This window comes from Clostridium sp. DSM 8431 (genome assembly GCF_900116755.1).
Lineage (GTDB): Bacteria > Bacillota > Clostridia > Clostridiales > Clostridiaceae > Clostridium.
In genome coordinates this window covers 1-21,407 of the sequence record NZ_FPBY01000050.1, presented here as the reverse complement: position 1 = coordinate 21,407, position 21,407 = coordinate 1, and the positions used below count along the sequence as shown (strand labels likewise).

Below are 21,407 nucleotides of genomic sequence, written 5' to 3'. Positions count from 1 at the left end.
GGAGAACATCCTTATATAAATACGAACTTTAAAGGACGTCCACCTATATTTGAATAGCTTGTTTTATTTATCACTCTATTTAGTAATTGAGCCTTATTTAATAGATTGTCTAGCTTTATCTAGCACTGAATCTACATTTTCATTATCAACCTTTAAAGCTACATAAGGATTAGCTTCTTTAACTTGTTCATTACTTAAACATAATGAAGTTACAGAATTTGAATCTTCATCAAAGGTAAGTCTTCCAGAAGGTCCTCCAAGAATCTTATATGTTCCATCTTTATTTTCCTTTAAGAAAACAAGAAATTCTTCATCTTCTTTTAAAAGAGGATCATCATCAAATTCAACATGGCGTTCATCATTATCTACACCAGTCATAACTATTGTTATATTATCTTTATCCTTATTATCTTTAGAAACTGAATCTAAAACTTCAACATTGTAATTAGTATAAGGAATATTATTTTTATCAGTATATTCTTTTTCAGTTTCATTGACCTTAATAACAGCAACTAAATCACTATTTTTGCTAGTTTCTTCAATACTTCCATAGTTATGTGACCAGCTGGCATGCATATATTCTACAGGAACTTCTTTTTTAGCAGCATCCTTAGTAAAAACTCCAATTCCTAAAGCAGTTACCAAAGTTAAACATAAAGCAATTTTCTTCATCAATTTCTCCTCCTAATATAAAGAATTTACACCGTTAATATCATCAGTTTGAGGTGTAGTTAATTTATAATCTTCATATCTGCTTCCTGAACCAAAAGTATAAGGATTCATAATGAATTTTCCAGTGTTATGAGCAAGTCCTAAAACATGTCCAAATTCATGAACTGCTACAGATTGAAGAGCCTTTGAATCATTCCATGCTGGCATAGAAGTATTTAAATAAACCTCAGCCATATAAGTAGTATTACTATCAGTGTAGTACGTCCAAGTAGTATTTCCATCCCAGTCTACATCAGGATTTGCAACTTCAGTACATGTAACAGCATAATTGCTTGAAGATGATTTAAAAGATGCATTACTTTTATTATTCCATTGACTTGCAGCTGCTTTAAAAGCTTTAGATGCAGTTGAATTGCTGCCAGTGTAATAATATTTTATAGTTTTGTCTGCCCATTTTTGACCAGTTAATTCATAAGCTTGTACATTTGCTGTGCCAATACAAAAAGCAGCAGTAGCAGAAAGTACAGCTGAAAGTAGTAATCTTCTTTTTTTCATAAAATAACCTTCTTTCTTAAAAAATAGTATATAAATACATTATAACCAAAAAAAGTATTTGAATCAAAATAAAACAAGTTAATTAGACATTTGTAAGAGAATTATAGAGAATTAAGTTGCTTTTTTAAATGTAAGTCAAGAATTTTAACTCAATATAAAGAGCTATGTTTCAGATATAAAATTATGTTTAAAATATGATTATTATGTATAATAATTAATATAAGAGCTTAAAATGAAATTTATTATAGAGGTATAATATGGATATAAGTAATAAAACAAAAAAGAAATTTACGGAAGCCCAATATTTATGTACAGATAATTCTTATAGATATAGAGTAATTCTTAGAATTGCTTACAAACAGTATGAAAAGATGAAGTTTTGGTTATATAAAGAAGATATATATAATCTTATAAAGGAAATTGAAGGTTTTGAAGATTATAGTATGGAAAATCTTAATCAAGACCTTGATTCATTAGAAAACTGGGGAAATTTAATTACAATTCAGGATACAGGAAGGGCAAAAACTCTTGAGGAATTTAAGAATAGGAAATTTAGATATGAGATTTCACCTAATAGTATCGAACTTGAAAGAACTATGATTAAACTTGAAAACATAAAAGAAAATGCTAGGGGATCTCTTGAAATTTCTTTGATAGAGAGGTTTAAAGACACTTTAGAAAGTATAAAAAGTATTGATTTAAACGATTCTAAAGAGATATATTCATGGTGGAATTTGCTACATAAAGATTTTAAAAGTTTAAATGAAAATTATCAGGATTATATTAGTAAGTTTTATTCCCCTAAGGCAGAGGCACTACTAAAGACAACAGAATTTTTAATTTTTAAAGAAAGTTTTATAGAATATTTAAGAGATTTTATAAAGGGAATTCAAATTAATGTACCAGTTATAAAAAATATATTAAATAATATAAGTGAGGATATGGCAAGAGATTTTATAAATAAGCTTATTAAATATGAAAAATACAGTATTAATTTAGATGCAGAATTTAATGAAGAAGAAGAGTTCGAATTAAATTACAGTATATTTTTAAATATAAAAGAGTGGTTTCTTGGAAGTAAGGGAGGAAATTCTATTGTAGATAATCTTCTTGATAATACAAATGAGATAATTAGGAAAATTACATTGTCAGCTCTTCAAATTATTGAAATGCAGACTTTGGGGGGAAGTCGTAAGGAAGAGTATAAAACTCTTATTAATATTTTTAAGAGATGCAAGGATATTAATGAGGCACATAAGTTATCGTCAGTTGTATTTGGAGTTATGAATTCAAGACATATTATTTTTAATGGAGATAGAGAAACAGAAAGTATTAATTCCAGTATATTTGAAGAAAAACCAGCTTTATTTGTTGTAAAACCAAGTAATAGATACAGAGAAAAGACTGCCAGTAAAGGAAGTGTTTTTGATAAAACTGAAAGGAAAAAGGAGATAGCAAAAGAAGTATTGGAAAAGAGAAGAGCTGAACATGAAATGCTTGAAGGAAGAATTAAGAATAATAAACTTGTATTTAAGGAATTAAAAAATATATCAAAGGATGAAAGACTTGTATTTTTGAAATGGCTTTCAAAGGGACTAAATAAGAGAGATTCTAATTGGAATAGAAATGAATTTGGTAGATATTATAAAGTTGTAAAAAATACAAATGAAGAAATATGTGTAGATTGCGTTGATGGAAAATTTTATATGCCAGATTATGAACTTATATTTAAGTAGGAGAGAAGCTTATGAATTTTACAGATATTTTAGAAAACTATATTATTTTAAAAGAAAGAAATCCAGATCTGTACTATGATATTAAGGATAATATTGATTTTTATAATGAGTTTATTTATGATATTTTATCTTACAATTTATATGTAAAAGATGATTTTATAAAACTTGAGAAAATACCAGTTACAGCTGAAAGATGGATGGGGATAAATGAATTTAATGATATTAAGGAGTATATATTTTTTCTTCTTATTCTTATGTATCTTGAAGATAAAAATAAAAATGAGCAGTTTATATTATCTAATATTACAGAATATATTGAACATAATTATCCAGAAGAAAGACTTGAATGGACTGTATTTAAAAATAGAAAAAGTCTTATAACTGTATTGAAACTATGCTTGGGAATTGGAATAATAAAGAAAAATGATGGTGAAGAGGATAATTTTATAAAAGATGAAAATGGAGAAGTTCTATATGAAAGTACAGGAATTTCAAAATATATTGTTAGAAGATTTTCTAAAAATATAAAAGATGAAGATGGTTTTAAAGAACTTTTAGATGATGCCTGGGAGGGAATTGATAGAGATAAAGGAATTGTGAGAAAAAACAGGGTATTTAGAAATCTTCTACTTACTCCTATTGTTTACAATAATAAAGAAAATGAAAGTGATTATGATTATATAAGAAATTACAGAAGTTATATAAAAAACACCTTTGAAAAGTATTTAGATTGGGATATACATATTCACAGAAATGGAGCTTTAGCAGTTGTTAAAAACTCTAATTCAGTTACAGATACTTTTCCTAATAAAAAAGGTGAAAGTACAATTGTTTTATTTATTAATAAAAAGATTATTAAGATGATTGAAGATGGAGACCTTACAATTGGGGATAATGATATTATTGAAATTCCAGTTTTGAAATTTAAAGAGATTTTAATAGAAGTAAGAAATGAGTGGGGGCATGGGTTTACTAAAAGCTTTAGGGATTGCACTGAAAGTTTTTATATAGATACAATTACAAAATTTATGGAGGAGTATAGTTTTATAAAAGTTAAAGAAGATTCAATACTTATTATGCCTTTAACAGGAAAAGTTATTGGTAAGTATCCAGAGGACTATAAAGGAGGCGTTGATTAATATGGAGAGATGGGTGGCAGAAAAGTTTGGCTTATTTAATTTTTGGTATTATGATGATGTAGAATTTAAATTGTCAAATGGAAAAATTATTTTTAGAGGAACTAATGGAAGTGGAAAATCAGTAACAACTCAAAGTTTTATACCTTTACTTTTAGATGGAGATAAAAGACCATCAAGAATAGATCCCTTTGGTTCAAATGCTAGAAAAATTGAAAAATATGTGTTAATTGATGAGGATATACAAGATAGAATTTCTTATCTTTATATGGAATTTAAAAAGCCTTTAACTGAAAGTTATATAAGTATTGGAATGGGGCTTAGGGGAAGAAAAGGTAAAAAGCTAGAGTCCTGGTATTTCATTTTAAAGGATGGCAGAAGAATTAATAAGGATTTTAAACTTTATAAAAAAAGTGGTGAAAAATTTCCTCTAACATCAAAGCAGCTTGAAAATGCCCTTGGAGAAGGAAACATTTTTACAACAAGCCAAAGAGAATATATGGAGAAGGTTAATGAACATCTTTTTGGATATTCAGATATAGATAATTATAAAGATCTTTTAAATCTTTTAATTCAGCTTAGAAGTCCAAAGCTTTCTAGAGATTTTAAGCCTACGGTAATTTATGAAATCTTAAAGGAGTCTTTAAATACATTATCTCAAGATGATCTTAGAACTATGGCTGATGCTATGGATAATATGGATAGTTTAAATAATAAGCTTAATGAACTTAATAAAAGTATTGAAGCCTTAGAACGTATTGAAAAAGCTTTTAAAAATTATAATTTGAGTATTTTACATAATAAATGTAAAAAATATAGCTTAAAAAAGCAAGAAATATCAAGTTTTAAAAAACAAGTTGATTCTAAGAATAGAGAGTTAAGAAATATTTTAGAAGAAAATTTAGCAAAGGAAAGAGAATTAGAAAAACTAGAGAAGGAATTAGAGACAGCAAGGGTTAAAGAGAAGGCTTTAAAAGGAAGTAAAGGTTTTGAAATTAGAGATGAAATTACTAAAGAAGAGGAAATATTAAGGGAAATAGAAAATGAACTTAAAAGTAAAAATAAAAGTTTTAAGCAAAAATATGATCTTAGAATAAAAAGAGAAGAAGATATAAAAATAGTAGAGAATAATAAATATAAAGATGAAAAGCTTTTTTATGATACTTTAGATGATGAAGAATATTATAGGGAACAATGTTTCTTTTATATTAATGATAATTTAAGAGATGTTTTAAAATTAAAAGATAATTATGATTTTAATATTGTTTTAAGTAGTATTTATGAGTATGAAAATCTTGTTAGTAATGCCTTTGACATTTTAAAAGAAGCAGAAAATATATCAAAAAGGCTTAATTTAGAAGAAGAGAAGATGCATAAGATAGAAAGTAGAGTAAAAACAAAAGAAAATGCTCTTCATGAATCTAATGAATATCTTACCAATATAAAAGGTGAATATATAGAGAAGATAAATATTTATATAGAAAATCTTAAATTTCTTAAAATAAAAGATAATGATAAAATTCAAATAAATAAGTTTATTAATGAAATAAATGAAGATGCAGATTTAAATAAGGTTTTTGATAAAGTAAGGGAAATAGCTAATGAAATAGAAATTAAAATTGCTAAAGATAAACTTATCTTTACGGAAAAACAAAAAAATATAAATGAAAAGCTTGAAAAGGTACAAGAAAAGATAAATGAATTGGAAAATAAAAAACAGGTATTTATTGAAGAGGAAGATAAAATATTAGCAAAGACAATACTAGATAAAGAAAAATTGCCTTATGAAGAATTTTATAAACTTGTAGATTTTAATGAAAGCCTTACTGAAGAAGAGAAAAATTCATTAGAAGCTAAACTTTTTAATATGGGTATATTAACATCAATAGTAGTACCTTTAGAATTTAAGAAAAAAGCAGAAGAACTTTTAAAAGATTTAAATGTAAAAATTATAAGCAGTGGCTTAGAAGAGGAAGAAAACAATATAACAAAATATCTAAAACTTGATGATTCAAAGTTTAATAAGGATTATAAAAATGACACAATAGGTATTTTAAAATCTATATCAATAAAAGAATTAGGTAAAAATAAAACTTTAGTAAATTTAGATTCCTCATATACTATAGGGATTATTAAAGGTGGAAATAATAAAAACTATAAATCACAGTATATAGGAGTAGAAAGTAGAGAGAATTTTAGAAAAAGACAGATTCATATCTTAAGTCTTGAAAAAGAAGATATCTTGAAAGAGAAGAAAGAAATAGAATTAGCTTTATTAAATTTAGAAGAAAAAGAAATTGTATTATCAAAAGAAAAAGATAATTTTCCTGAAGGAAGAGATATAATTTCTGCCCTAAAGCTTATTAAGGAAAATATAGAAAACTTAGATAGGGAAAATAAAGAATTACTTTTTGTTAAAGAAACAATACTAGAAATAAATAAGGAAAATACAAAAGTTAAAGGAGAACTTTTTAAAGCATGTGAACATATAAAAATTCCTAAAACCATAAAGTGCTACGAAACTGCTTTAAAGGACATCCGTGAGTATATAAAAACTATAAATAAGCTTAAAAATATTTATGCAGATATTAATTATTCAAAAAGACATTTAGAAGAATTAAAGGAATATCTTCAAGAAATTTTAGAGGATATAGATACTATTAATGGGGAAATAAGTGTAATAAAAGAAAAAATAAAGAAAAAAGAAAATTCTATAAAAGGTCTTAATGAAGCTCTTAAAGCATTTAATTTAGGTGAGTTAGAAGCAGAATATAAAAGAATAACAAAAATAATTAATACTTATCCTGATGATATAAGGAAAATATCAAATGATGTTTCAGAAACAAAAGCAACAATTAAACATTTAAAGGAGAATATTCATAAATTTAATGAAGAACTTAACTATGAAAATGGGCTTTTAATTCTTTTGAAAGATGTAGTGTTACAGGAGATAAATTTAAATTATATCGAAGAAATAGAAAATTTAGATTTTAATACAGCTGTTAAATGGGTATTAGATAATATTGAAATTAAAAATGAAAATGTTTTTGCAGAGGTATTCAATGTATTTAGTTCAAACGAAAGCTATATACTAGATTATCATCCTAGAACAGAAACAATATTTAATAATTATGAAGAAGATAAGGATGTAAAAAGAAATGAAATTTTAAAATCAGCATCTAGATTAGATATAAGATGTAGATTTAATAAAAAAGAAATATCTATATATGAACTTAAGAATCACTTGAAAATTAATTTGGAAACTGAAAGTATATTAATAAGTGATAGGGAAAGAGATATTTTTGAAAATATATTAATAGATACTTTAAGTAATAAAATTAATGCTAAAATTTATAAAGCAAAGGGATGGGTTAAAGAAATTGATTCACTTATGAAAAGCATGAATACAAGTAGTGGCTTTAAGTTATATTTAAGGTGGAAGCCTAAAAAAGCTGGAAGTGAAGGGGAAATGGATATAAGTGAACTTACTGAGATTTTAAGTGCACCTGATTTTATGACTCATGAAGATAGACAAAAGGTATCTAATCATTTTAAAGAAAAACTAAAAAGAGAAAAGCGTATTTTAACTGAAGATGGATCTAAGAGAAGTTATCAGTCTATTATAAAAGAAGTTCTTGATTACAGGCAATGGTTTGAATTCCAGCTATCCTTCTCAAAACCAAGTGAAAAGAAAAAAGAACTTACAGATAATGAGTTTTTTGTACTTTCAGGAGGAGAAAAGGCTATGGCTATGTATATTCCTTTATTTGCAGCAGTTAATGCAAGATATAATGCCGCTGATAAAAAAGACTGTCCAAGGATAATATCTCTAGATGAAGCCTTTGCAGGTGTAGATGAATCTAATATAAGCAGCATGTTTACATTGATAGAGAGTTTAAATCTTGACTATGTTCTAAATTCTCAAGTATTATGGGGAACTTATGAAAGTGTAAAGAGCTTATCTATTTATGAACTTATAAGAGAAGATGGAGAAGACACTGTATTACCAATAAAATATCATTGGGATGGACATATCAGGACAATGGGAGAAGTGGAAGTATAAAATGAATGAAGCTTTGAAACTAATAGAAAGTAATAAAGTTTATAAAAAAATATTAAAGAAAGTTTATGAAAAATATAAGAGTTATGGAAAAGTAACAGGATCATTTTCATTAAAGCCAAAGGATGAAGAAGAAAGAAGAGTTTTATCAAACTTTGATCCTTCTGTTATATATAAACCTTTAGCAAAAATAAAATGTAGTGATGTAGAAGCACTTTTTACAAAAAAGTTTGAAGGGATTTCTTTTAGCGAGCTTTTAGAAAAGGCAGTGGAGGAAGAACTAAAAACCAATAAAGAAATTAAAGAAGATGAAGAGAAAAGGCTTAATTTATTTTTTAAAGAGATAATAGATAGAAGTAAAGATGGTGAAGGTATTAAGTGGTTTAAAGCCTTAGTTCTAAATAAAAGTTATGGCTATAATAATTTAATAAGAAAGTATAATGAGTCTATAGATAGTTATGAAGGTCTTATTAAAGATATGTGTTTTGTAATAGAAGCTTTAAATAATTTACCTTCTTTAAAAAATAACTATAAGAATATCTCTGTTTTTGCAGCAGAAATTACTAAAGATCCTCACTTTCTTGATAAAAAGACCTTTACGGGAAATATATTTAAGTTAGCTTTGGAATTTATATATAAAAAAGAAAAAGTAAAATCATTAGATGAAATTAATGAACTTTATTATGAGGCAGGTATATTAAAAGATGAATTATCTAACCACTGTACTATTTATGCCCTAGAAGCCTTTGATTTTAGGAATAAAGAAATTCAAGCCATAAAGGAATTTAATCTTTGGGAGGAACCCTTAGAAATAAGTATAAGTAATTTGACAAAAGTTAATTATATTGAAGCAATAAAAAATGAAGTATATATCTTTGAAAACCCAGCAGTTTTTCATGAAGTTCTAAAAAGGTCATCAAATAAGGTATCATTAATTTGTACAAGTGGCCAGGTTAATTTGTCTTCATATATGTTACTAGATAAAATTAAGAATCTAAAAACAATATATTATGGAGGAGATTTTGATTCGGAGGGACTTTTAATAGCTGATAAGATAAAGAGAAGATATAAAGATAAGGTAAAGTTTATGTTTTACAATGAGGATATTTATAAAAGTATTTTATCAGATAAGTTTATATCAGATTCAAGACTTGCAAGTCTTAATAAGATTGAAGATACAGAACTTAGTAAATTAGCAAAGTCCATAAGTGAAGAAAAAAGAGCTGCTTATGAGGAGCTTCTTATTAATAAATATCTACAATATATGGAATGAGGAATAAAAGTAAAATATAATAAATTCAGATAATTGGTTAAAAAGTTCTAGGTGGAGAATAGTAAATTCACCTGGGATTTTTTATTTTTATGATATTAATATATGATATAATAATTGCAAAATAGATATGATAATTTAAAGGAAAAATATATGAATAAATGTTTATACTGTCAAAAGAAACTTGATAAAGATTTTATGAAAACAAAATAGGATATTTCTGCTCTGAGGAGCATTTTTATAAGTATTTGGAGTCTTTGAGTCCTGAGGAATATGTGGAAGTGCAGAATTCTATTTGTGTTTGTAGTGATGATTAGAAAAATAAAGGAGGATAATATGAAAAAGTATGACAAATTAGTTAGAGATAAAATTCCTGAAATTATAGAAAGAGATAATAAAGAATGTATTTATGAAATAGCATCTAAAGAAGAGCATTACGATTTATTAGAAACAAAGTTAAAAGAAGAAGTTAATGAATTTTTAGAGGATAAAACCCTTGAAGAACTTGCAGATGTTATGGAAGTTTTATTTGGTCTTGCTGATAATTTAGGATATAGTGAAGAAGATTTACTTAAGGCAAGAGATAAGAAGAAAGAAGAACGTGGTGGATTTAAAAAAAGAATAGTACTTAAAGGAGTTAAATAGATGTCTTTTATAGGCATCTATTTTTATTTATATATGATAAAATTAAGGTATAAATAAAAGAAGGGGATTAACTATGGATATAATAGAAAAAGAGTTAAGTATAACCGTTAAAGAAGTAGAAAATGGATATGTAAGTAACGTTGTTACAGGGGATAAAGATCATTTATATAATAAATTAAAGACGAGCATTAAAAAAGCAAAGAAGATAGATATAATAGTTTCATTTCTAATGGAGTCAGGAGTAAAGCTTATATTAGATGATTTAAAAGAAGCAATTGATAGAAATGTTCCTATAAGAATTTTGACAGGAAACTACCTAGAGATTACTCAGCCATCAGCTCTTTATTTAATAAAATCTGAGCTTCAAGATAAGGTTGATCTTAGATTTTACAATGTACATAAAAAGTCATTTCATCCTAAGGCTTATATTTTTGAAAACGACATAGATAGTGAATTATATGTAGGTTCATCTAATATTTCAAGAGGAGCATTAACCTCTTCAATTGAATGGAACTATAGAATTTTTAAAAGCCAAAATGAACAGGATTTCAATGATTTTTATAATACTTTTGAAGACTTATTTTATAACCATTCTCAGATTATAGATAATGAGGTTTTAAAGGAATATTCTCAAAGGTGGAAGAGGCCACAGCTTTATAAAGATTTAGAGAAGTATAAAGAAGAAGATAAGATTATAAATATATTTGAACCTAGGGGAGCACAAATTGAAGCTTTATATGCTTTAGATAATGCTAGAAATGAAGGATATGATAAGGGAATAGTAGTAGCTGCAACAGGGGTTGGAAAAACTTATTTAGCTGCCTTTGATTCTAAGAAAGCTAAGAAAATTTTATTTGTAGCTCATAGAGAAGAAATATTAAAACAAGCAGCTCAAAGTTTTAAAAATATAAGACCTTCAGATGAATCAGGATTTTTCTATGGAACATATAAGGATACAGATAAAAATATTACTTTTGCTTTAGTTCAAACTTTAGGCAAAGAAATCTATTTAAATGAAGAGTATTTTAAAAAAGATAACTTTGATTATATTATAATAGATGAGTTTCACCATGCTGTTTCGAAAAATTATGTGAATATAATTAATTATTTTAAACCTAAATTCTTGTTAGGATTAACAGCAACACCTGAAAGATTAGATTCAAAAGATGTATTTGCTTTATGTGATTATAATCTTGTTTATGAAATAAGACTTACCGATGCTATTAATAAGGGATATCTTGTTCCTTTTAGATATTATGGGATTTATGATGAAACAGTGGATTATAATAAGATTGAATATAAAAATGGTAAGTATGTAGAAAAAGACTTAGAAGAAGCTTTAATGTTAAATAAGAGATGTAATTTTATCTTAAAGAATTATAAGAAATACAAATCATCAAAGGCTCTAGGATTTTGTACAAGCAGAAAACATGCTGAATATATGGCAAAATATTTTGCAGAAAATAATGTTCCAAGTGCAGCAGTATATAGTAATGCAGATGGAGAATATTCAAAAGAAAGAGGGGAAGCCATTAATGATTTAAGAAGTGGGAAGATTAAAGTAATATTCTCAGTGGACATGTTTAATGAGGGATTAGATATTCCAGAAGTAGATATGGTGATGTTTTTAAGACCAACAGAATCACCAAGTATATTTTTGCAACAACTTGGAAGAGGATTGAGAAAATATAGAGGAAAAGAATATTTAAATGTATTAGACTTTATAGGTAATTATAAAAAGGCAGATTTAATTCCTCTTATCTTAAGAGGAGCTGGAACAAAAGAAAAAACAGGAAAAGCAGGTAAGGAAGAAGAATATCCAGAAGATTGTTTAGTGGATTTTGATTTTAGATTAATAGATTTATTTGAAGAGATGGCTAAAAAGCAAACTAAGTTAAAGGATAAAATAGTAGAAGAATTTTTAAGAATAGAAGAAGAGATAGGTCATAGACCATCAAGAGTTGAGTTCTTTAACAATATAGATGAAGGAATTTACCAAGCTATGAAATCTAAAAGTGCATTAAATGTATTTAAGGATTACCTTGGATTTTTGAAGGAAAATAACAGACTTACTGAAGAAGAAGAAGTTTTACTTCAAGGAAGAGGATATGACTTTATTAAAATGATTGAAAATACAAGTATGAGTAAAAGTTATAAGATTCCTGTTATTTTAGGATTTTATAATGATGGAGATATGAAGATGGAACTTAGTGAAGATGATATTTATAAGAGTTTTTATGAGTTTTATCATAGTGGAACAAATAAGGTAGACATGCTTAAAGATAAGTCAACTGCTGCTTTTGAATCTTGGGGAAAGAAGGAATATGTATCTTTAGCTGTTAAAAATCCAGTGAATTTTTTAATTAAGAGTCATGGAGATTTCTTTAGTAGTAGTGAAAAGGAAGTTATTAAACTTTCAAAGGCTTTAGAAGAGGTAATTAAAAATAAAGAGTTTTTAGAACAAGTTTTTGATGCTTTGGAGTATAGAAAAGGAAAATACTATAGAGAAAGAAAGTTTTAATTTAATATATAATGAATATATGAAATGAATTTAATCCTACAGGAATGAGATATATTCTTGTGGGATTTTTTTAAAAAAGCACTATAAGAGAAAATTGACTAGAAAACAAACGAGATGTATAATAAAGGAAATAAATAAATAAATTTACAGAAATAAAAAATAAACTGCATGAAAGAAAAACAAAAAAGGAGGGGAGATGACAATTGTAATAAATTGTCTTACAAGAATGAATAATAGACCACCATTTTCATCTAGATTAACTGTTGAAGAATTTGAAAAGCATTATTGGTATAAGACAGAATTAGAGAAAATCTGCAGGGATTATGATTTACCTTCTCAAGGTACTAAGGCTGAACTTCAGGTATATATAGAAGAATTTTTATCTGGCAGGAAACCTTCAAATAAAAGAGCTGCTTCATCAAGAATTAGAAAATCAACTGTGCTTCTTAAAGAAGAAATAACTTTAGATACAAAGCTTATTGGGGGAGGATTTAAATTTGATAATAATGCAAGAAGCTTTTTTGCAGAGTATTTTAATGTTAAGAAATTTTCTTTTACCAAGGATATGGCTGTAGCTTTAAGGAAGGCTGAAGAGGAAAATGATTTAGAGATGACAGTAGGAGATTTAATTAAGATTTACGTTGATAGTAAAAATAATAAGAAAAAGAGTGCTAAAAGTGCAGAGGAAAAGACATATCAATGGAATAATTTTGTTAGGGACTTTTTTGATGATGATAGTGCAAGAGCTTTTAATAGGAATATAAAAGTGGCAGCATATTTATGGAGTAAGGTTCGTGATAATCCTGGGGAGAAGAAGTATTCAACTGAGTTGTTAGAGAAATATAGGAATGAGTTAGAAAAGTTATAAATAACCTTATTTTTCTAGGTATAAGAATAATTTTAATTCTTCTTTGAAAAAGTTAATTGAAGATATTAGCTAATAATGTTACTAAGGTTGATAAGAAGAAAATATATAAGTTTATAAAAATATTTGATATTATAGATACAAAAGAAGAGTGTAAAAAGATTTATTAGTAAACCGCTGAATTTCATAAGAGTGAAGTTTTATGCCAGATCAGCCAGAGTTTGTGGATATAGATGATATCGAAGATGACAATAATGAGGATGATGATGGAGATTCAATCGGAACTGTGGTGGCAGCAACGGCTGTTATTTCAGCAATAGCAACCTATACTGCGGTGAAAACAGCATCTTATATTAAAAGCTGGTTTGACAATGATGTTGTTCCAGGGGTTAAAAAGTTATGGGGTAAAATAACAGGTAATGAGGATACCTCAAGTGAATCAGAGGAAGAGGAGGAAAATGATAATGATTCAGAAGTAACTGAAAAGTTGGCTGATTTTACTCTGCAGATTGATAATGTATTATCAGAAGAGAATTATAAAAAAATTATTAGCAGTCAAGAGGCACAGGAGAGTCTTATAAAGATTTTAGGAGCTGCTGCTATAATTGTTAGTGAAATAAATAAATTATCTAATGTATGCATAAAAGATAAGAGTGAATTCATTGATTTAAAAGAATCTATGAAAAAACTTACAGCTCAACGTGTTACAGATGGTATTAATTTAATGCTTGAGAGTGGTAACTTTGTATTGGATGATACAAACTCTAAAATTTTTGCTGATTATTTTAGCGGAGGTTATGTTGAAGACGGGGAATATATACCATTAAGTAATAAAAATGTTATAAAAGCATTAGAATTTGAAATAGATGAAGAGAAGTAATTAATGTGATATTTATTCTAGAATCACCATAAAATATTATGAATAAGATTGTTAAAAAGTATTTTGATTTATAATAGAATCTAAAAAGCAGAAAGTAATCCTATAAGAATGAGATATATTCTTATAGGATTTTTTGGTCTAGTAGAGATTAGAAGTGACAAGTGATATGATACATCTCAAATTTTGATTTATAAAATAATAATTAATTTCTTATATTGAATGCTTGAGTTTCTGATAATTCATATTCTACTATATTTTTACCATTAAGATTTTCGTGGAATAGATTGAACTTATCTATTTGGTTATTTCCATAAGTTATTGCATAATAGTTTCCTGAATTTGCACGCATAGCAGTTCTGTATAAAGTATAAAACATAAATGCTTCATCTTTTGAAGAAACATTTTCTAAAACTTTAAAAGTATCACGTATTCCTTCTGATTCATTAGATGCTTTTGTTATACTTTGACGTAAAAGAGCTGCTCTTATAAAACGAGAAGAAGGTGAGAAGTCTCCAGGTAATCTAGCATCTTCAAAAATTTTTGAATCATAAGGTAAATAGTCATATAAGTTACATAAGTGTTTAGGGTATATTGGATCATTTGTTAAAGTACCTATTGAATTACTATATATTTGAAGTCCTAATTTAGTTTGTTCAACAATAATAGATTTTCCAGATTTATCATTAAGAATCCAATGTAGTAGTAAATCATCTTCAAATTGTGAAGTTTCAGGATTGAAGATATTTAGAGATGAAAGGTTATGAAGTACATCATCAACAGAAGAAAATTCAGAAAGCATCCAAAAAACAACATCTGCAGCTCTTAAATTATGCTTATCTTTTTTAAAGGAAGAGTAAGATGCATCATTTATCCAAAGGCAAGCACACATAAGCCCCATTTCATTAACTCCATCTGCAAGAATTGGATGATTTCGAGAGTCAGATTGATTTAATGATAATCCCATTAAAGCAAATTTGGAATTAAAGGATTCAGAAGAAGCCTTTGAAATCCAATTAAAATTTCTTGGAACAAAAGTAATTTTAGCTGGTCTATCTAAAGGAATCCAGTCAAATGTTCTACCAAGAATTGTATCATTATTTTTTGTAGTAATTGTTATACTAGTGCACATAAAAATACTCCTTTTAAATTTTTATTATAATAAAAATCAATTTATATACATCAATGAGTAAGTTCTCTATATAAAATTTATACTGTTACTTATAGTATATTAATTAGATTATTATCTTGTGAGTAATTATATTTACTTCTTAATTTTTATGTTGAATATAAAGGTAAAAATCTATTATTAGTGCAATACTTGGCAAAAATATGCTATTATAAAAAAGTTAAAGTTACTAGACTGGAGGAATTATAATGCCAAACATAATAGAAAATGGGGAATTTTTTAGTATAAAGAAAAAAGAATATAATAAAAAAACCTTAGCATGTATAAGGCAAGCTGTAGGAAAACTAGATGAAATTGAAGATAGGCCTTTAATGATGCTTGGAAAGATCCAAAGTGGTAAGACTAAATCATTTATTGGGGTTATTTCTTTAGCTTTTGATAATGGATATGATCTTGCTGTTGTATTAACTAAAAATTCAAATGCATTAGCAATGCAAACAACTGCAAGAATGAGAGATGAATTTAAGGTATTTAGAGATGATGATATAATTGAAATATTTGATATTATGTGTATGCCTCCTAATATGTCCAAATTTGAACTGGATAAGAAACTGATTATTGTAGTTAAGAAGGAAAAGAATAATATACCAAAGATGCTGAAGTTTATTGAAGATTATGCTTTAGATGAAGAGAAAAAATGTTTAATTATTGATGATGAAGCAGATTTTTGTAGTATAGGATATGATAAAAATAAGGAAACTGAAGAGTTTGATTTAAGAAAGATTGCATCACAAATAAATGAACTTAGATTACAACTAACATGTAAGTTCATACAAGTAACTGCAACTCCATATTCACTATATTTACAACCAGAAACAATAGATTTAGGTGAAAAGGAAATTAGACCAATTAAACCTAATGATACTGTACTTGTTCCTTATGGTGAAGGATATATTGGTGGAGAATATTATTTTGATAGAGAAAAGCATCCATTAGGTGAATATCTTCATTATGCAATCAATGAAAATGAACTTGAGATAATAAAGAGTAGTGATAGAAGAAGATTCAAAGAAGAGGATGTATTAATTAGTGATAAGATTAGTGGACTTAGAACAGCAGTAATAAACTTTATTATTGGTGGATGCATGAGAATACTTCAAAATGGAGGAAAACCAAGGGGTAAGAATAATAAATTTAGCTTTATAATTCATACTCAAATAGCTAAAGCAGCTCATACAAGACAGGAAAATATTATAGGAGAATTAATAAGTCAGCTTGAAGAAGAAGCAAGAAATGATAGTGATTTATTAGATGAATTCATTAATGATGGATATGCTGATTTAAGCAAATCAATAAAAGAATATGGATTTGAAGTACCTGGATTAGATGAAGTTAAAGAATATGTTAAGAAAGCAATTTTAGATCAATGGATAAGTAGAGTAATAGTAAATTCAGAAAATGATATTAATGCTTTACTGGACGATGATGGACAGCTAAGACTTAGAACTCCCTTAAATATATTTATAGGTGGTCAAATATTAGATAGAGGAATTACCATATCTAATTTAATAGGATTTTATTATGGAAGAACACCTCAAAAGATGCAGCAGGATACAGTATTACAGCATTCAAGAATGTATGGATATAGGAAAAAAGAAGATTTAGCTGTAACAAGATTCTATACAACAAGAGATTTATATGATAGAATGGCTAAAATTAACGAATTTGATGAAAAGTTAAGAGAGGATTTTGAAAAAGGAAACTTTGATAAAGGTGTTATTTTTATAAGTAAAGACAATAATGGAAAGATTATACCATGCTCTCCACAAAAGATAAGGATAAGTAATACTCATGTATTAAAGCCTGGAAAAACAACAACACCAGTAGGTTTCCAAACTGGATATAAGACTTACATAAAGAAAGATATAGAGAAAATTGATAGGATTTTAGAAGCTAATAATAATGGAGAGATAGAGGGAAAATTCAGTATTACTAAAAATGAAGCCAGCAAAATTGTAGAACTTATATATAAAACTATAGAGATAGAGAGTGATAGCTGCATTGATGAAAAAGCATTTATTTCATTAATAAATTATTTAAGTAAAGACAGAGTGAATGTGTACTGTGGAACTGATAGAAATATTAGTAGACTAAGAAAAACTTCTAGATATTATTCAGATATGCCATACAATAGAGATAATGACTTAAGACAGGCTAAAGAGATGGCTGTTAATGAACCAACTCTAATGCTTATGAAGCAGAATGGTTATGAGAAAAATGGATGGAGAGGTGCAGAGTTTTACTGGCCAGTTTTGGTTACTCCTGAAAGAGTTAGCACAGCAGTTTATACTTCTGAGTTGTTAAAATAAAATATATAGTTTGGTAAAGGATGTCTCATTTAAATTGTAAGACATCTTTTGTATCTTTATATTTAAAGAAGATATTGAACGTAATAATAAGTAGTGTTATATTTGGTGTTAGTATGGGGAAAAATAAAAGGAAGTGATTGTAAATGAGTAGACAAGCCAATAAACATGGTGGTGGAGCTAATACGAATAAGAATGGTTTAAAATTTGAACAGACTACTTCACTAGATAGTGCGTTGAAGGCAGTAGGATATAGAGTTGAGGATAATAAAGTATATTCAGGAAAAGAGTTAATTGGATATTCAGTTCCTAAAAAAAGAATATATAATAAGTTCCTGAAACCAATGGGAATTGATTATAAGGATTATAATTCTAAAGGGTGGCAACCTGATGAATGTTTTATTAATATAAAAAATAAAACAGCATATATAATTGAAAAAAAGTTTCAAAGTGGTAGTGGTTCTGTTGATGAAAAGCTACCTGGATGTCATTTTAAGAAGCAAGAATATTTAAAGTTGTTTACACCATTAGGTTATAATGTTGAATTTTTATATGTGTTAAACAATTGGTTTTTAAATGATATTTATAAGGATATATTAGAATACATAGAGCAAGTTGGATGTAGATATTATTTTAATGAGATACCATTAGAATATCTAGAATTATAAAATTTGGTTTAATTAATAAAAGTATATTTTTATTGTGGGACAAGCTAGATGAAGGAATAATATTTGGGTTTAAAAATTTACTTATTGGTTAGAATTATACCTATAATCTATAAAGGTTGTGATTGAAAAATGAATAAAGAAACAACTACAATCTGGAGTTTTGAAGACCGAGGCAATTGGTCAACTCATAAAGGTGATTATTCAGGTAATTGTAGCCCAAAGGTAATAAGAAACTTATTGCTTCGCTATACAAAAGAAGGAGACCTAATTTTAGATCAATTCTTAGGAAGTGGAACTACAGCAATAGAATCTTTGTTATTAAAGAGAAAAGTTATAGGAATAGATGTTAATAAAAGAGCTTTAAATATAAGCTGGAATAGAACAAAAGAATTAGGTGGATATATAAAATTAAATATTGGAGATGCTGTAAGTCTTAATATAAAAGATGGTACAATAGATTTTATATGTACGCATCCTCCATATAGAGACATAATAAGATATAGTAAAGACATTAAAGAAGATTTATCATTAATGGATAAAGAACAATATTATATGGCTATGGATAAAGTAGCAAAAGAATGTTTTAGGGTATTAAAAAGTAAGAAGAAATGTGCTATAATAATCGGAGATATTAGAAAGAATGGTTATATTGAGCCATTAGGCTTTAATGTAATGAATATATTTATAGAAAACAATTTTTTATTAAAAGAAATAATAATAAAAGAACAACATAACTGTAGTAGCACTAGTAAATGGATTGAACTTGCTAAGAAAAGAAATTTCTTATTAATAAAGCACGAATATATTTTTGTCTTTGAAAAGAGCTATTCTTATTAGCTCTTTTTTATTTTGAAATGAGAGGAAAGGAGAGTGTTTATATGAAGTATTATTATGAAGACCATAATATAAAATTGATAAATGAAGATACAATGAAAGCATTGAGTAAGATACCTAAAGCTTCTGTAGATATGATATTTTCTGATCCTCCATATTTTTTAAGTAATAATGGAATAACATGCGAAAATGGAAAGATGGTTTCAGTTAATAAGGGAGAATGGGATGCATCTAAAGGATTTAAAGAAGATGTCAAATTTCATGAAAAGTGGCTTAAAAAATGTGATAGAGTTTTAAAAGATAATGGAACTATATGGATAAGTGGTACGTATCATTGCATTCATCAGATAACTTATATTTTATTAAAAATGGGTTACTATATTATTAATGAAGTGGTTTGGTATAAGCCTAATGCTGCTCCAAACTTAGGATGCAGATGTTTGACAGCTAGCCATGAAATATTGATATGGGCTAAAAAAAGTAAGAAAGCTAAACACGTATTTCATTATGATATAGCTAAAACATTTAATGAAGGAAAACAATTAAGAAGCTTATGGAAAATAAGTACTACGCCAAAGGCAGAAAAAAGATTTGGAAAACATCCAACTCAAAAACCTTTAAATCTTTTAGATAGAATAATAAAGATTTCAACTAATGAAAATGATGTTATATTAGATCCTTTCTGTGGAAGTTCAACTACAGGTGTAAGTGCAGTTACAAATAACAGAAGATATATTGGAATAGATAATAATGAAGAGTTTGTAAACTTATCAAAAATGAGACTCTTAGATATAGTTGATGAGAATAAAGAGGAGATAATTATAAACAAAGGAGAAAATTTAAATATGAATAACATAAAAGCAAAGCCGTTTTTAAAGTGGGCTGGAGGAAAAGCAAAGTTAATACCAGACATTGAAAGCAGATACCCAGAAAAATTAAAAAACCAATCAATAAATACATATATAGAACCTTTTATTGGTGGAGGTGCTTTATTCTTTGATATCACATCTAAGTATGATTTTGATAGAATAGTGATTAATGATATAAATAAGGAATTAATTCTTACTTATAGGGTTATAAAAGATAGTGTTAATGAACTTATAGGGGTGTTAACACAGTATCAGAATAAATATAATGAACTAGAGTCTATAGAAGAGAAACAAGAATATTTTTACAATATTAGAGAAATGTTCAATGCAGGAAAAGGGAATATAGACTATAATGACACTATAAATGAAGAATCTATAAGACATGCAGCATATATGATATTTTTAAACAAAAGCTGCTTTAATGGTTTATATAGAGAAAATAAAAAAGGTGGATTTAATGTGCCTTTTGGAAAGAAAAAGACAGTTAATACTTTTGAAGAAGATAATTTACTAGCTGTAAATAGGATATTACAAAAAACTATTATTTTAAATGGCGATTTTGAAGGTGTTGAAGAGTATATAGATGAAAATACATTTATATATTTGGATCCTCCATATAGACCATTAAAAGATAAAGGTAGTTTTAAAGATTACTCAAAAGAAGAATTTAACGATGATACTCAGGAAAGATTAAGGGATTTTTATAAGAGAGCTAGCGATAGAGGAGCTGTACTAATGGAAAGTAATTCAGATCCTAAAAATGCAGATGAAGATGATTTATTCTTTGATGAGTTATATAGTGAATTTAAGATAGATAGAATCAGTGCTGCAAGAAGCATAAATAGTAAAGGGACTGGTAGAGGGAAAGTATCTGAAATACTGGTTATGAACTATAATGTTGAATAATGTAGAGGTCAAGGTGAGTAACATCTTGACTTTTTTTGTTCGCCCAGCATGTTTGCTGAGCCGGCAGGCTGAAAGAAGCCTGCGTCGCCGTCCAGATAGGAAGACAACTCGAATGTAAGTGCGTTATTGGTAAGGATAAGGTATGAAGGAAGCGCTAGAGGACATATGGAACATAACGCAAGTAAACCAAGTATTGGCTTATAAAGTGGATAACCTTGCAAAAAGTAGGAAAGTCCAAAGTTCGGTAGTTACTTTATAAGTTTTTATGGATGTGTTCATATGGGGCAGGCAAGCTTAA

15 protein-coding genes are annotated in these 21,407 nt (G+C 27.2%); 12 read left to right on the top strand and 3 right to left on the bottom strand.

The features are described 5' to 3' along the window. Positions 1-93 precede the first annotated feature (93 nt). Entirely contained in the window at positions 94-672 is a 579-nt protein-coding gene (locus BM384_RS07010; protein ID WP_090012414.1) for a hypothetical protein, read from the bottom strand. Between the two features lie 12 nt (positions 673-684). Further along, positions 685-1,227, bottom strand: coding sequence for a matrixin family metalloprotease (locus BM384_RS07005; RefSeq protein ID WP_090012412.1), 543 nt, complete (start codon positions 1,225-1,227; stop codon positions 685-687). A 257-nt stretch (positions 1,228-1,484) separates the two neighbouring features. Here BM384_RS07005 and BM384_RS07000 point away from each other — a divergent pair, with 257 nt between their 5' ends. The 8 genes from BM384_RS07000 to BM384_RS06965 all read left to right on the top strand — a co-directional run bounded on the left by BM384_RS07000 (position 1,485) and on the right by BM384_RS06965 (position 14,340). Beyond that, entirely contained in the window at positions 1,485-2,963 is a 1,479-nt protein-coding gene (locus BM384_RS07000) for a TIGR02677 family protein (protein WP_090012410.1), read from the top strand. Between the two features lie 11 nt (positions 2,964-2,974). After that, positions 2,975-4,102, top strand: a complete 1,128-nt coding sequence (locus BM384_RS06995) for a TIGR02678 family protein (RefSeq protein ID WP_090012409.1) — start codon at positions 2,975-2,977, stop codon at positions 4,100-4,102. Position 4,103: 1 nt separating this feature from the next. Continuing rightward, entirely contained in the window at positions 4,104-8,162 is a 4,059-nt protein-coding gene (locus tag BM384_RS06990; protein WP_090012407.1) for an SbcC/MukB-like Walker B domain-containing protein, read from the top strand. Continuing rightward, positions 8,125-9,432 (top strand): TIGR02679 domain-containing protein, encoded by a 1,308-nt coding sequence (locus tag BM384_RS06985; RefSeq protein ID WP_090012406.1) that lies wholly within the window; start codon positions 8,125-8,127, stop codon positions 9,430-9,432. The genes BM384_RS06990 and BM384_RS06985 overlap by 38 nt, the downstream gene beginning before the upstream one ends. A 333-nt stretch (positions 9,433-9,765) precedes the next feature. Next, positions 9,766-10,074: a nucleoside triphosphate pyrophosphohydrolase gene (locus BM384_RS06980; RefSeq protein ID WP_090012404.1), complete on the top strand. Its 309-nt coding sequence runs from the start codon at positions 9,766-9,768 to the stop codon at positions 10,072-10,074. 73 nt (positions 10,075-10,147) lie between these two features. Next, positions 10,148-12,595: a DEAD/DEAH box helicase family protein gene (locus tag BM384_RS06975; protein ID WP_090012402.1), complete on the top strand. Its 2,448-nt coding sequence runs from the start codon at positions 10,148-10,150 to the stop codon at positions 12,593-12,595. A gap of 196 nt (positions 12,596-12,791) precedes the next feature. Next, positions 12,792-13,463, top strand: a complete 672-nt coding sequence (locus BM384_RS06970; protein ID WP_207650703.1) for an SAP domain-containing protein — start codon at positions 12,792-12,794, stop codon at positions 13,461-13,463. Positions 13,464-13,662: 199 nt separating this feature from the next. Continuing rightward, positions 13,663-14,340, top strand: a complete 678-nt coding sequence (locus tag BM384_RS06965; protein WP_090012401.1) for a hypothetical protein — start codon at positions 13,663-13,665, stop codon at positions 14,338-14,340. 202 nt (positions 14,341-14,542) lie between these two features. Here the strand turns inward: BM384_RS06965 and BM384_RS06960 are convergent, their stop codons facing one another. Then, entirely contained in the window at positions 14,543-15,469 is a 927-nt protein-coding gene (locus BM384_RS06960; RefSeq protein WP_090012399.1) for a linear amide C-N hydrolase, read from the bottom strand. A gap of 245 nt (positions 15,470-15,714) precedes the next feature. Here BM384_RS06960 and BM384_RS06955 point away from each other — a divergent pair, with 245 nt between their 5' ends. The 4 genes from BM384_RS06955 to BM384_RS18625 all read left to right on the top strand — a co-directional run bounded on the left by BM384_RS06955 (position 15,715) and on the right by BM384_RS18625 (position 21,109). Further along, positions 15,715-17,835 (top strand): Z1 domain-containing protein, encoded by a 2,121-nt coding sequence (locus BM384_RS06955; protein WP_090012398.1) that lies wholly within the window; start codon positions 15,715-15,717, stop codon positions 17,833-17,835. A 143-nt stretch (positions 17,836-17,978) separates the two neighbouring features. Continuing rightward, the gene (locus BM384_RS06950) at positions 17,979-18,500 is read left to right on the top strand and encodes a PD-(D/E)XK nuclease superfamily protein (protein ID WP_090012396.1); all 522 of its coding nucleotides are present in this window, start codon (positions 17,979-17,981) and stop codon (positions 18,498-18,500) included. A 129-nt stretch (positions 18,501-18,629) separates the two neighbouring features. Beyond that, a complete protein-coding gene (locus BM384_RS06945; RefSeq protein WP_090012395.1) occupies positions 18,630-19,337 on the top strand; it encodes a TRM11 family SAM-dependent methyltransferase in 708 nt (235 codons plus the stop codon). A gap of 41 nt (positions 19,338-19,378) precedes the next feature. Continuing rightward, positions 19,379-21,109 (top strand): Dam family site-specific DNA-(adenine-N6)-methyltransferase, encoded by a 1,731-nt coding sequence (locus BM384_RS18625; RefSeq protein ID WP_090012393.1) that lies wholly within the window; start codon positions 19,379-19,381, stop codon positions 21,107-21,109. Positions 21,110-21,407 lie beyond the last annotated feature (298 nt).